Raw genomic sequence first — 13,291 nt, forward strand, 5'->3', positions numbered from 1 at the left:
TGACGCGTGGAACGCATGATCCTAGTTTGCCGGGCTTAATGGCGCGTCAACATGTGCCTTCCGGTGGTCCTCACGCGGTATTGGTGCGATCGCGAAATGCCTCGACCATCAACGGGTTAAGGCCGAGTTCCGCAAGTGCGTCGCGGGCGCGGCCATGGTCATGGGCACGACCGGCAAGCCGGTGGCCGCTGAGGCGGTCGGGAAGGGCGGTCAGCAGCGCGCCTTGGCCGAGCCGCCGCGCCCATTCCTGCAGATCCTGCGCGAGGAAGCGGTAGCCGCCGACCGCCATGATGCCCGATGGCGGCGCGGTGATATTGAGCGCGCCGGTCGCGCGGTCGAGCCGCGCGGCGTAATCGGTGTCAACGAAATCGCGTGGCGGCGGTGCGATCAGGGAGTCGCTCGGCGGCGGTGGCGGCGCATAGGCGGCGACCGGCACCATCGGTCCGCGCAATCCGAGCGTACCCCGCGGTGTCAGCAGGATCTCGCCCGCGATCGAGGTGCCCGGCAGTTCGCGCGGCGCGCCGTGCGGGCCAGGCTTGATCAAAGCGGGCGAACCGTCTTCAGCAGTCCGGCGTGCGCCGAACAATCCGGCCTCGCCGAACAGGTAAACGTCGGTCAGCGTGGCCCGTCGCGCGGACCAACTCGCGCTGGAGGCGACCTGTTCCGGCGCGCGCCAGAGGCCGATGACATTGCGCAGGCTCGGCATGCGCGCGGCGAGATCGAGTTCGTCCAGCCGCAACGCCAGTTGGGCCGGCACGATCAAGGTATCGCAGGAATGCTCGATGATTTCCTGTTCCAGCACGTCCTCGTCGAACGGGTGATGCAGCACCAGCGTTCCGCCCGACAACAGCCACACCACCAGCGAGGAGGCGAGGCCGGCAACCGACATCGGCGCGAACGCCGACAGCACGGTGGCGCCCTGCGGCACGTCGCTTTCGAGCGACATCGCAAGGCCGCCCGCGATCAGGCTGAGATGAGCCCGCGGCACCGGACGGAAGCCGTCGGAAGTCACGTCGAAGCTGATCAGCGCCGCCTTGCGGCCGTCCTGGATGACGGCACGTGTGGTGGTGGATTGTCGCGTGATCGCATCGTCGAGCGAGAACATGCCTTCGGGCAGATCGGTGCCGAAGCCGCAGACATGGCGGATCGAGAACGCCTCGGCCGCGGCGTTCATGGCCAGATCCGAGTAGAGGATGCCGTCGACCCTGCTCGTTGTGACGATGGCGCGGGCCGCGGTGCGATTGAGCGCCATGGTCAGTTCCGCCTGCCGCCACAGCAGCGGCAGCACGGCGACGACGAGGCCGGCGCGGTAGGCGGCGAGCACCGTAAGGGCGAACTCAACCGTATTGGGCAGCTGGACCGCGATCACGGAATTCGCAGGCAGACTGGATTCGATGAAATGCGCCGCCAGCGCCGAGATCATCCGGTCGGCCTGCGCAAAGGTCAGATGCCTGGGTGCTTCGCCGGTAACGCGTGCCTTGTTGGCCGGATCCACCAGCGCCAGCGCGTCCGGCTGCCGCGACAGAACGCGCTTGAACAACGTGTCGAGGGTTGGCGAAGCGGTGGGCTGGGTCACGGCGTCATTTCAATGAAATCATTTCGGTTGCGGGTCCGGCTTCTGCCACCAGGTTTCCGGCAGATAGCCGGTCAACGAGGTCTTCTCAGGTCTTTCTATCCGATTCCATCGCGCGATCCATTGCTCGCCTGCGTTAAACAGCGGGATAGCGTAGAAGCCCGACATCAAGGTCCGGTCCAGTGCCCGCACCGCGGAGATGAAGGCCGGTCGTTCGTGTGCCTCCAGAAGCGCGGCAATCAGGGTGTCGATGGCCGGGTCTTTGGCGCCCATGTAGTTTCGTGTGCCGGGTATGTCGGCAGCCTGGCTGCCCCAATAGAACGATTGCTCGTTGCCGGGAGACAGCGACTGATCCCACCGGTTCTGCAGCATGTCGAACTCGTAACCGAGCCGGCGCTGGTCGAATTGGACCGGATCGACCGCGCGAACGCCGGCCTCGATGCCGGCGCGCTTGAGGTCGCGCGTATAGGCCAGCGCGATGCGTTCCTGATCGCGGGTGGTGACCAGGATCTCGAAGGTGAGGGGCGCCTTGGTTGAACGCTGCCGCAACACGGTGCCGTCGAGGTCGTACCCGGCCTTCGACAGCAGGGTCAGCGCGCTGCGTAGGGTCGCGCGATCGCGGCCGGAGCCGTCGGTGACCGGCAGGCGGTAGCTGCCGTCGAGAATGTCCGGCTGGATGTGCGATGCGAACGGCTTGAGAAGTTCGCGCTCGCGATCGTCGGGGCTGCGGCCATAGGCGGATAGTTCAGAGCCGGCAAAGAAGCCGGCCGACCGCGTATAGAGGCCGAAGAAGTAGTTGCGGTTGATCCATTCGAAGTCGAACAGCAGGGTCAGCGCCTGCCGCACCCGGATGTCGGAAAACACCGGGCGCCGCGTGTTGAACACCAAAAATTCCGACGGCTGCGGCATGCCGGTCTTGACGGTGTCGCGGATCAAGTCGCCGGTTCGCGCCGCGGGAAAATCATAGCCGTCGTGCCAGCGCAGCGGCTCGGTTTCGACACGAAAGTCGTACAGCCCGCGCTTGAACGCCTCGAACTGGCCGTTGGCCTCGCGATAGAAATCGAACCTGATCTCATCGAAATTCCACAGGCCCCGGTTGACCGGCAGGTCGCGGCCCCAATAATCGGGGTTGCGGATCAGTGTGACGCTCGCGCCGGGCTTCACTGCACTGACGCGATAAGGACCGGAGCCGATCGGTCCGGCCATGGTGGTTTCTTCAAAGGTCGCGGGATCGACGGCGTGGCGCGGCAAAACCGGCATCAGGCCCAGGATCAGCGGCAGCTCGCGGTCGTTGGCACCGCCAAGGTCGAACCGCACGGTGAGCGGATCCGGCGCTTCGGCCTTTGTCACCTTGGAATAATACTGGCGGTGGTTGGGGCGGCCCTTGTCGCGCAGCAGCGCCCATGAAAACAGCACGTCGTCTGCGGTGACCGGCTTGCCGTCCGAGAAGCGCGCGCGCGGGTCGAGATGGAAGGTGACATAGCTTCGCGCATCGTCGGTCTCGACGCTTTTGGCCAGCAGGCCGTAGAGCGTGAAGGCTTCGTCGTTGCCGCGCGCCATCAGGCTCTCGACCACAAAGCCCCGGATCTGCTGAAGCGCAAGACCGCGGACGATCAGCGGGTTGAGGCTGTCGAAGGTACCCGACAGGCCCCAGACCAGCCGCCCGCCCTTCGGCGCATCGGGATTGGCGTAGGGCATATGCTCAAAACCCGCGGGCAGAGCCGGCGCGCCGTGCATGGCGATCCCGAAAGCTTCGCCGGCCTGCGCCGCGCGGACGGCCGCGACCGGCGACAGGACGAATGCCAGCGCAACGCATGCCAAAGAGGCCGAGCGGATCGCTCCAACGGCGGTCATCGGCACGCGCGGATTTGATTCGGAAATGCACACCGCCCAGCTTTACCATAGGCGCCGGCATCCGGCCGTGACGGACGCCAAAGATGCCTGTCGGCATTGATCTTTTCGTCGGTCGCTGTATTGAAGGCGTGCAATTGGCGACGGCGGCCGCGCCTGTCACGTATCCGCCTCAATTGACTAGGAGACAGCCGCCCAAACGGCTAGGTGTCGGTGCCTGCAGCGGTTTCGGGCGCTCCCGTTCAGAAAGGGTTTTCCGCAATGAATTTCCGTATCTTGGCCGCGTCGGTCCGGCCGCATGGGCAGTTTTTTGCCTTGTTGGCGGCCACGGCGCTGTCGGCCTCGCTGATCGCTTCCGCCGCGCAGGCTCAGACGCCGGCCCCCGCGCCTGGCGCGCCCGCGGCTGCCCCCAAGGCCAAGGCGGCCCCGAAAGCCGCTCCCAAGGCGCCCGCCGCGGCGCCTGCACCGGCCGCGCAGCCGGCCGCTCCGCCGGCCAGTGGCGCTCCTGCTGCTGGCGCGCAGCCGCCGGACCAGCAGGTCCAGCTGATTTACGCGCCCTGGACCAAGTTCTGCCTGAAGGGCCAGGATGCCGGTGCCAAGCAGGTCTGCTTTACCGGCAAGGACGGCCGTATCGAATCGGGCCAGCCGGTCATTGCCGCTGTCATCATCGAGCCCGAAGGCGAGCCGAAGAAGATCCTGCGCGTGACGCTGCCGCTCGGCATGCAGCTCGTGCACGGAACCCGGATCATCGTCGACGCCAATCCGCCGCAGCAGAGCCCTTACGTGATCTGCTTCCAGAACGGTTGCATGTCCGACTACGAAGCAACCCCCGAGTTGATCGCCAGTCTGAAGAAGGGCCAGAACCTCGTGGTCCAGGCGATCAATTCCAACGGCGCACCGCTGACGCTGCCGCTGCCGCTGGCCGGCGAATTCGCCAAGGCCTATGACGGCCCGCCGACCGATCCGAAGGTGTTCGAGGAAAACCAGAAGAAGCTGCAGGAAGAGCTGCAGAAGCGGGCGGAAGAAGCGCGCAAGAAGCTGGAAGCCAATTCGCCGGCGGGCGCTCCTGCAAATCCGGCCGCGAAGTAACGCTCTCCGCGAGATAAACAAAAGGCGCCCGGTCGGGCGCCTTTTTTAGTTTGGCCGAATTAGTTGAGCCGAACGATCGATGAACGATCAGTTGAGTGACGGATTGCGCGGGCGGTAGCCGCCCGATTTGTCCTTCACGAAAATCTCGGCCACCTGCGAATGCCGGATCGGCTCGCCGGAATCGTCGGGCAGCAAATTTTGCTCGGAGACATAGGCGACGTATTCGGACTCCGAATTCTCGGCGAGCAGGTGATAGAACGGCTGATCCTTGTGGGGCCGAACCTCCTCCGGGATCGACAACCACCATTCCTCGGTATTGTTGAATTCCGGATCGATGTCGAAAATCACGCCGCGGAACGAGAACACCCGGTGGCGGACGATCTGCCCGATCTGAAATTTGGCGGTGCGCGCTTTAATCATGTCTCGTCGAATAGACCATGATTGTGGCCGATGCTAGGGGCAAAAGGACGATTTAACCCTCAGGCATGGTGGCCGGACCCGGCGCCATGGTCCCGAAATGACTGACGAAAAGACGTTTACGCGATGGCCGATATTCTCAACCTGGCGATTCCCTATTTCGGCCTGATCTTCATCGGATTCGCCTGCGGCAAAGGTAAGGGGTTGCCGGAAGCGGGCCTCGTCTGGATGAATTTCTTTCTGCTCTATGTCTCGTTGCCGGCATTGTTGTTTGGCATCATGTCCAGGACGCCGTTCTCGGAACTGAACAACCCGCCATTCCTGATCGCGACCACGCTCGGCACCGTGACGGCCTTCGTGCTCGCCATGGTCACCGGCCGGGTCATCGGCGAACTCTCGCTGCGCAAGGCCACCATGGCGGGACTTGCCGGCGCCTATGGCAATATCGGCTACATGGGACCGGGTCTTGCGCTCGCGGTGCTCGGCGCCAAGGCGGCGGCACCGACAGCGCTGATCTTCTGTTGCGACAGCATCTTCCTGTTTTCGATCGTGCCGCTGTTGATTGCGCTCACCGATCGCGATCATCCGTCGCCGTGGCACGCCATCGGCGTCGCGGCGCGGCAGATCGTGCTCAACCCTTTGATCATGTCGGCCGCCGCCGGCGCGCTGGCGGCGGCGCTGCATCTTGAATTGCCGGTCGCGATCGACAAGACGCTGCAGTTTTTGCAAAACGCCGCGGCGCCGACTGCGTTGTTCGTGCTGGGTGTTACCGTGGCGCTGCGCCCGTTCGACCGCGTGCCATGGGAAGTCCCCGGCGTGATCGCGATCAAACTGCTGATTCATCCGCTTCTGGTGTTCGGATTGATGCTGCTGTTCGGGCCGTTCGCGCAGCCATGGGCGGCAACCGCGGTGCTGATGGCGTCATTGCCACCGGCGTTGAACGTGTTCGTGATCGCCCGGCAAAACAACACCTGGATCGAGCCGGCATCCGTTGCCGTCCTGATCGGAACATTTGCATCGGTGGTGACGCTGACCAGCGTGATGTGGTTCATCCAGACCGGACGCCTGGTGTTTCCTTGAAAAGCGTTTTCGAGCGAAGTGGATACCGGTTCGCGTGAGGAAAACGCGTCAAATTATAGAGCTCACGCGTTTCCATGAAGGCGCAAGTCCTTCGCGCATCGCGAGCCGCCGCAACGGGCCGAACGAGGCGAGCAAATGCATGCCGGCGGCACGCAGCGACTGCACCGCCAGAAAATCGTTGAGCAGCGAACGGTTGGCGATGTCGATCGCGATCGTGCGGCTGGCGACGTCGGCGCGCCGGGCCGATTGGTAGCGCGCCAGCACCTGCGGCGAACCGGGGTCTTCGCCCAGCGACATCGCATGGCCGGCGATATCGGCGATGTCGGCGGCGTCGCGCAGTCCCATGTTGAGGCCCTGTGCGCCGATCGGCGGCACCACATGGGCGGATTCACCGACCAGGGCGACCCGGTGGCTGGCGAATTGCTTCGGGCTCTCGATCGCCAGCGGAAACAGGTTGCGCCCGGCCTCAACCTGGACCCGGCCGAGAATGGAATGGGATTGCCTCTCGGCGGCCTCGGACAGTTCGTCGTCGCCGAGCGCCATCAGCCGTTCGGCTTCCTTCGTAGCCTGTACCCACACCACGCTGCAGCGGTTGCCGGGCAGGGGCACGAACACGCACGGGCCCTGCGGCGTGTGGAACTCGGTGGAGATGTTCTTGTGGGGGTGCGAATGGGCGATGTTGAAGGTCAGCGCCGATTGACGCAGGTCGCGCCGCCTGACCTCGATCCCGGCCGCGGCGCGGGAAGGCGACTGCCGCCCGTCGGCGCCGACCACCAGCCGTGCCGTCAGGGTCTCGCCCTGGCCGGTGCGGATCGACACCTCCGCATCATGTGGTTCGATGCTGGCGGCCTCGTCGTCGTGGCGCGTCAGGTTGGACAATTCGGCGGCGCGCTCCTCAAGTGCTGCCATCAGCGAGCGATTGTCGATGTTGTAGCCGAACTGTTCGAGCCCGATTTCATCAGAGGAAAACCGCACCTCCGGCGCACGGATCAGCCGGCCGGTATCGTCGACGAGGCGCATGGTTTTCAAGGCGGCGGCCTTGTCCCGGCAGCGCGGCCAGACGTCCAGGCGTTCGAGCAGATCGGCCGACGCGCCGAGCAGCGCCGTGGTGCGGTTGTCGGCATAGGGCGCGCGGCGGGCGAGCAGGGCGGTTCTTGCACCGGTCCCGGCCAGCGCAATCGCCGCGGTCAGTCCCGCCGGGCCGCCACCGATCACAACGGTGTCATAAATTAGCGATGTATCGTTCATCCCGGGACAATTGACGTTCCCGGCCGCATTTTCAAGCCGTCAAGGGTTTGAAAAGTTTCCTTTCGTTTGCGCGGCGGAACGCCGCAAGCGCGGATATGCAAATCATGCCGATTCCTGATAGCACTGCCGGGATAATGGACCAGATAACCGAGCCTGTTTCAGCCCCGATATCGACCCGGATGCGTCTCGCCGCGTTTGGGGTGCATATCTTCACGGCGGCCGGTGCCGGCATCGCGCTGATTGCGATGCTGGAAGCCGTGCGCGAGCACTGGGCCAGCATGTTCGGCTGGCTCGGCGTGGCGCTGATCATCGACGCCATCGACGGGCCGATCGCACGAAAGCTGGATGTCGTGCGATTGCAGCCGAACTGGTCGGGCGAGGTGCTCGATCTCGTCGTCGATTTCGTCACTTACGTCTTCGTTCCGGCCTATGCGATTACGGCGAGCGGGTTGCTGTTGCCGCTGGCGGCGCCGCTGCTCGGCATCGGCGTCGCGGTGTCCGGCGCGCTGTATTTCGCCGACAAGCGCATGAAGGCGTCCGACAACCATTTCCGCGGCTTTCCGGCGCTGTGGAATGCGGCGGCGTTCTATCTATTCCTGCTGCATTGGCCGCCGGCGATCTCCAGCCTCGGCATTGCGGTCCTGATCGTGCTGACGTTTGCGCCGTTTCACACCGTGCATCCGGTCCGCGTCGTGCGCTTGCGCTGGCTGACGCTGTGGCTGCTGGCGGCATGGGCGGCGCTGGCGATGTATACGCTGGCCTGCGATTTCAATGTCGGCGTTCCCATCACAGCCGGGCTCTGTTTCATCGCCGCCTATATCGTCGGCAGCGATACGGTCATCCGGCGGATAAAGGCGTTCAAGGCATGATGGAATTACTGACCAGCGCGGAAGCGTGGGCGGCGTTGCTGACCCTGACGGCGCTGGAAATCGTGCTCGGGATCGACAATGTCATCTTCCTGTCGGTGATCGTCTCGCGCATTCCGGCGGCCCAGGCCAAACGCGCCCGCCAGATCGGTTTGCTGCTGGCGCTGGTGTTTCGCATCATCCTGCTCAGCCTGCTGGTCTGGCTGATCGGGCTGACTGAGCCGGTCCTGACCGTGAAGAGCGTTGCGCTGTCCTGGCGCGACATCATCCTGATCGGCGGCGGACTGTTCCTGATCGCCAAGGCGACGCATGAAATTCACGCCGAAGTCGAGGCGCGCGATGTCGAGCCCGACGCCACGCCGAAAGCCAGCGCCTTCTTCTGGGTGATCGTCCAGATCATCATCATCGACATGGTGTTCTCGCTGGACTCGATCATCACCGCGATCGGCATGGCGCAGGATCTGGAAATTATGATCGCAGCCGTCGTGATCGCCTGCGTCATCATGTATGTTTCGTCCGGTCCGGTGGCCCGGTTCGTGGCGGATCATCCGACCACCAAGATGCTGGCGCTGGCATTTCTGGTGCTGATCGGCGTGGCGCTGGTCGCTGACGGATTCAAGTTCCATATTCCGCGCGGCTACATCTACTTCGCCATCGCCTTCTCGGCGGCCGTCGAAATGTTCAATGTGCTCGCCAAGCGCAATCGCAAGAGGGCTGCCAGTTAGCCGGTTTCGGCCTGCGAGTTGACAACGCAGCGGCGATGGCTTTCGCTTCGAAGGTCAGCGTTGAAGGAAATACCGAGGGGAGACCGTCATGACCAAGGCCGTGCGCGTGCACAAGGTAGGGGGCCCTGAAGCGCTGGTGTATGAGGATGTGGTGGTCGCCGCGCCGGGGCCGGGCGAGGTTCGCATCCGCCAGCACGCCGTCGGCCTCAACTTCATCGACGTGTATTTCCGCACCGGCCTCTACAAGGCACCGGGTTTGCCGTTCATCGCCGGCAATGAGGCCGCGGGCGAAGTGGTCGCGGTTGGACCCGGAGTCACCAATTTTCATCTCGGCGATCGCGTCGCCTATTATTTCAACCTCGGTGGCTACGCTTCCGAGCGCGTCATTCCAGCGGACAAACTCGTAAAACTGCCCGACCACATCACCTACGAGCAGGGCGCGGTCCTGATGCTCAAGGGACTGACGGTCTGGTATCTCCTGCACAAGACCTTCAAGGTCGAGCCCCATCACCGCGTGCTGATCCACGCCGCTGCCGGCGGCATCGGCTTGCTCGCCTGCCAGTGGGCGCGCGCGATGGGGGCGCATGTGATCGGGACGGTGGGCTCCAAGGCCAAGGCCGATCTCGCACTCGCCAATGGTTGCGACCATGTCATCCTCTACAACGAGGAAAACTTTGTCGACCGCGTCAAGCAGATCAGCCGCAACGAACTCTGCGACGTCGTCTATGACGGCGTCGGCAAGACCACATTCCCGGGCTCGCTGTCCTGTCTCAAGCCACGCGGCCTGTTCGTGAGCTTCGGCAACGCCTCCGGCCCGGTGCCGCCATTCGCGCTCGCCGAACTGAACAATCACGGTTCGCTGTTTGCGACACGGCCGAAACTCAACGACTATGTCGGCACCCGCAAGGAATTGCTCGAAGGCGCCGACACGCTGTTCGCCGCCGTCATCAACGGCAAGCTGCATGTGCCGATCAATCATGCGTACGCGCTGAAGGATGCGGCGAAGGCGCATATCGACCTCGAGGGCAGGGCGACCACGGGGGCTGCGATTTTGCGGCCGTAAGGTTCGTCGCCTGTAGGGTGGGCAAAGGCGCGTTTGCGCCGTGCCCACCATTGCCGCCGCGGTGGGCACGCTGCGCTTTGCCTACCCTACGAAGCATCTGACTACGCCACCATTCGCGCGGCACCCGCTTTGGTCAGGATCGCGTCCAGACATTCGATCATGTCCGCGATCTCCTCCTTGGACACATTGAGCGCCGGCATGAAGCGCAGCGCGTCCGGCTGCGGCGAGTTCAACAGCACGCCTTCCGAAAACGCCTGCGCCACGATCGAGGCGCCGATCGGTAGTTTCAAGTCGAGCGCCAGCAACAGGCCCCGGCCGCGCACTTCGCCGAGCCCGTGCCGCGCCGACAGCTTTTGCAGTTCGCTCTCCAGGAACAGCCCGGCATCGGCGGCTGATTTCAGGAACGCCGGCGTGGCAACATGTTCGAGAACCGCGAGCCCCGCTGCGCACATCAGCGGATTGCCGTTGAAGGTGCCGCCCTGGTCGCCATGCTCGAAACAGGACGCATATTCGGTTGCCAGCAACGCCGCCAGCGGCACGCCGCCACCAATGCCTTTGCCGAGCGTCATGATGTCGGGTTCGATGCCGGCATGTTCGTAATGGAACAGCTTGCCGGTCCGGCCCATGCCGGTCTGGATCTCGTCGACGATCAACAGCAATCCGCGTTCCTGGGTGAGCGCGCGCAACTCCTGCAGGAACTGATCGGTCGCCGGCCAGACGCCGGCTTCGCCCTGGATCGGCTCCAGCATCACGGCAACGGTCTTGCTCGAGATCAGCCGCTTGACGGAATCGAGGTCGTTGAGCTGAGCCTTGGGAAAGCCTGACACCTTGGGCTCGAACAGCGGCTCGAAGGCCTTCTTGCCCGATGCCGACATGGTCGCGAGCGTACGGCCGTGGAAGCCGCCGACGAAGGTGATGATTTCATGCGCGCCGTTCTTGTAGAGCGTGCCGAATTTGCGCGCCAGCTTGATCGCGCCTTCATTGGCTTCGGCGCCGGAATTGGTAAAGAACACCTGGTCGAAGCAACTGTTGGCGACCAATGCATTGGCGAGCTTGAGGCTCGGTCCGTTGAAGAAGGCCGGGCTCGGGGTCAGCAGCAGCTTTGCTTGCGCCGCAAGCGCGTCGGCGACAATGGTGGGCGAGTGGCCGAGGCAATTGACGGCCCAACCCTGCATGAAATCAAGATAACGCTTGCCGCTGTCGTCCCAGAGATAAGCGCCGTCGCCCTTGACGAACACGGTCGGCGGCCGCGCGGTGATATTCATTAGCGCGTCATAGGGATGGGGTGCGTTGGTCATGTCGGTCTCCTGTCGGGTTCTGGTGAAGAGGTGGGCCTAAACGGAAGAAGGCCGCACTTTTTCGGTGCGGCCTTCTCGAAAACGTTGCTGAACTAGTTAATCAGCTTTGTCGTCGGACACGGCGCAACCCATCATCGTCGCTGGAGCGACGGCGGAAATTGGCGCGGCGGTTGGTCCGGTTGAGGTTCATGGTGGAGGGCCATACAGCCGATCGGCGGCGGATGTCAAGCGGGTCCGCAAGCCGGCAGATCGCTTCAGCCGGGCGTCAGGACGTCTTACGCTCGCGAACCCGCAGCTCGGCACGGGCGGTCGCGACGACCCACCCTTCGCTGTCGGTGAGCTCGGCCTGCACTTCGGCGGCGCGTTCGTCCTGGTGAATGAGCCGCGCCGTCGCGGTGATCGGTCCGAGGGCGGCCGGCTTCAGAAACTGCGTATCGAGGCGAGCTGTGACCGCCGTCAAATGCGATGGCAGTCTGGCCATCACAGCGTTGCCGGTCGCGGAATCGAGCATGGCCGCCAGCATGCCGCCTTGCACGGTGCCATGGCGGTTGGCGAATTCCGCTCTCGCCATAAAGCGGAGCGTCACCTCGCCGGATTGCGGATCGACCGAGATGATCTCGCGACCGAGAAGCCGGGCCGCCGGCGGTATTTCTTTCAAGTGATCGGACATCTTGCCCGCCATGCTGGAAGCGCCCGGTCAGAATCCCGCGACGCTGCCGTGCAGATCGTACTGGTCGGCGCGTTCGATCTTCGCGGTGACGATTTCGCCGACCTTCAGCGGGCGACGGCTCGACAGATAGACCGAACCGTCGATCTGCGGCGCGTCGGCTTTGGAGCGGCCCTTCGAGACGGTCGGACCGACCTCGTCGATGATGACCTGCTGCCGCGTGCCGACCTTGCGCTTGAGGCGCCGCGCCGAGATTTTCTGCTGCCGCGCCATCAGTGCGTTCCAGCGCTCCTGCTTGATCTCGTCAGGCACGGGATTGCCGATCGCATTCGACGGCGCCCCTGCGACCGGCTCGTACTTGAAGCAACCGAGGCGATCGATCTCGGCTTCTTCCAGCCAGTCCAGCAAATACGCAAAGTCGGAATCGGTCTCGCCGGGAAAGCCGACAATGAAGGTCGAGCGCAGCGTCAGGTCGGGGCATTCTTCACGCCACTTCTTGATCCGCGCCAGCGTCTTTTCCTGCGCGGCCGGACGCTTCATCGCCTTGAGAACTTCCGGGCTCGCGTGCTGGAAGGGAATGTCGAGATACGGCAGAACCTTGCCTTCGGTCATCAGGCCGATGACTTCGTCGACATGCGGGTAGGGATAGACGTATTGCAGCCGCACCCAGGCGCCGAGTTCGCCGAGCTCCTTGGCGAGGTCGAAGAATTTGGCGCGGACCTGGCGGTCCTTCCACGGGCTCTCGGCGTATTTGATATCGACGCCGTAGGCCGAGGTGTCCTGCGAAATGACCAGCAGTTCCTTGACGCCGGCCGTGACCAGTTTTTCGGCTTCGCGCAGCACGTCATTGGCCGGCCGCGATACCAGGTCGCCGCGCAGTTTCGGAATGATGCAGAAACTGCAGCGGTTGTTGCAGCCCTCGGAAATTTTCAAATAGGCATAGTGCCTGGGCGTCAGCTTGACGCCTTGCGGCGGCACCAGATCGAGATGCGGGTTATGGACCGGCGGCAGCGCGCGGTGCACGGCCTCCAGCACGCTCTCATATTGCTGCGGACCCGTGATCGACAGCACGCCGGGATAGGCCGCCTCGATCTGCTCGGGTTCCGCGCCCATGCAGCCGGTAACGATGACCTTGCCGTTCTCGGCCATGGCCTCACCGATGGCGCCGAGCGATTCCTGCTTGGCGCTGTCGAGGAAGCCGCAGGTGTTGACGATGACGATGTCGGCGCCATCATGCTTGCGCGCCAGTTCATAGCCTTCGGCGCGCAGCCGCGTGATGATGCGCTCGGAATCCACCAGCGCCTTGGGGCATCCCAGCGATACAAAGCTGACTTTGGGCGCGGCGGCCTGTTGCATGTCACATCTGCCTGATTGATCCGCACGAGCTAGTCCCAATTGCTCATAATTACAAGGC

The 13,291-nt window shown here is 63.9% G+C and carries 12 protein-coding genes; 5 read left to right on the plus strand and 7 right to left on the minus strand.

The features are described 5' to 3' along the window. Positions 1-70: 70 nt before the first annotated feature. Together BLR13_RS36880 and BLR13_RS36885 are read right to left on the minus strand one after the other, a co-directional pair. On the minus strand, positions 71-1,576 hold the full coding sequence (locus BLR13_RS36880; RefSeq protein WP_074829902.1) for an AMP-binding protein: 1,506 nt from the start codon (positions 1,574-1,576) through the stop codon (positions 71-73). 18 nt (positions 1,577-1,594) lie between these two features. After that, entirely contained in the window at positions 1,595-3,427 is a 1,833-nt protein-coding gene (locus BLR13_RS36885; RefSeq protein ID WP_083387677.1) for an extracellular solute-binding protein, read from the minus strand. Between the two features lie 258 nt (positions 3,428-3,685). Between BLR13_RS36885 and BLR13_RS36890 the strand changes: the two genes are divergently transcribed. Further along, positions 3,686-4,513, plus strand: a complete 828-nt coding sequence (locus BLR13_RS36890) for an invasion associated locus B family protein (protein WP_074829900.1) — start codon at positions 3,686-3,688, stop codon at positions 4,511-4,513. 87 nt (positions 4,514-4,600) lie between these two features. Here the strand turns inward: BLR13_RS36890 and hspQ are convergent, their stop codons facing one another. Next, complete coding sequence (gene hspQ / locus BLR13_RS36895; RefSeq protein ID WP_027537766.1) at positions 4,601-4,933, minus strand: heat shock protein HspQ; 333 nt, start codon at positions 4,931-4,933, stop codon at positions 4,601-4,603. Positions 4,934-5,056: 123 nt separating this feature from the next. Between hspQ and BLR13_RS36900 the strand changes: the two genes are divergently transcribed. After that, positions 5,057-6,010, plus strand: coding sequence for an AEC family transporter (locus BLR13_RS36900; RefSeq protein ID WP_074829897.1), 954 nt, complete (start codon positions 5,057-5,059; stop codon positions 6,008-6,010). Between the two features lie 48 nt (positions 6,011-6,058). On the opposite strand, the gene BLR13_RS36905 is transcribed toward BLR13_RS36900, so the two are convergent. Next, positions 6,059-7,258 (minus strand): UbiH/UbiF family hydroxylase, encoded by a 1,200-nt coding sequence (locus BLR13_RS36905; RefSeq protein ID WP_074829895.1) that lies wholly within the window; start codon positions 7,256-7,258, stop codon positions 6,059-6,061. Positions 7,259-7,392: 134 nt separating this feature from the next. Between BLR13_RS36905 and pcsA the strand changes: the two genes are divergently transcribed. From pcsA to BLR13_RS36920, 3 genes are all read left to right on the plus strand, one after another. After that, the gene (pcsA, locus tag BLR13_RS36910) at positions 7,393-8,127 is read left to right on the plus strand and encodes a phosphatidylcholine synthase (protein WP_074829893.1); all 735 of its coding nucleotides are present in this window, start codon (positions 7,393-7,395) and stop codon (positions 8,125-8,127) included. Continuing rightward, positions 8,124-8,849: a TerC family protein gene (locus BLR13_RS36915; RefSeq protein ID WP_074829892.1), complete on the plus strand. Its 726-nt coding sequence runs from the start codon at positions 8,124-8,126 to the stop codon at positions 8,847-8,849. The genes pcsA and BLR13_RS36915 overlap by 4 nt, the downstream gene beginning before the upstream one ends. A gap of 88 nt (positions 8,850-8,937) precedes the next feature. Then, the gene (locus BLR13_RS36920; protein ID WP_074829889.1) at positions 8,938-9,912 is read left to right on the plus strand and encodes a quinone oxidoreductase family protein; all 975 of its coding nucleotides are present in this window, start codon (positions 8,938-8,940) and stop codon (positions 9,910-9,912) included. A 101-nt stretch (positions 9,913-10,013) separates the two neighbouring features. On the opposite strand, the gene BLR13_RS36925 is transcribed toward BLR13_RS36920, so the two are convergent. From BLR13_RS36925 to rimO, 3 genes are all read right to left on the minus strand, one after another. Further along, positions 10,014-11,210, minus strand: coding sequence for an acetylornithine transaminase (locus tag BLR13_RS36925; RefSeq protein WP_074829888.1), 1,197 nt, complete (start codon positions 11,208-11,210; stop codon positions 10,014-10,016). A 265-nt stretch (positions 11,211-11,475) separates the two neighbouring features. Beyond that, entirely contained in the window at positions 11,476-11,880 is a 405-nt protein-coding gene (locus BLR13_RS36930) for a PaaI family thioesterase (protein ID WP_244525013.1), read from the minus strand. 27 nt (positions 11,881-11,907) lie between these two features. Beyond that, positions 11,908-13,233 carry a 30S ribosomal protein S12 methylthiotransferase RimO gene (rimO, locus tag BLR13_RS36935; RefSeq protein WP_074829884.1) on the minus strand — a complete coding sequence of 442 codons (1,326 nt, stop codon included), beginning with the start codon at positions 13,231-13,233 and terminating at the stop codon, positions 11,908-11,910. Positions 13,234-13,291 lie beyond the last annotated feature (58 nt).

The organism is Bradyrhizobium ottawaense (assembly GCF_900099825.1).
Lineage (GTDB): Bacteria > Pseudomonadota > Alphaproteobacteria > Rhizobiales > Xanthobacteraceae > Bradyrhizobium > Bradyrhizobium ottawaense_A.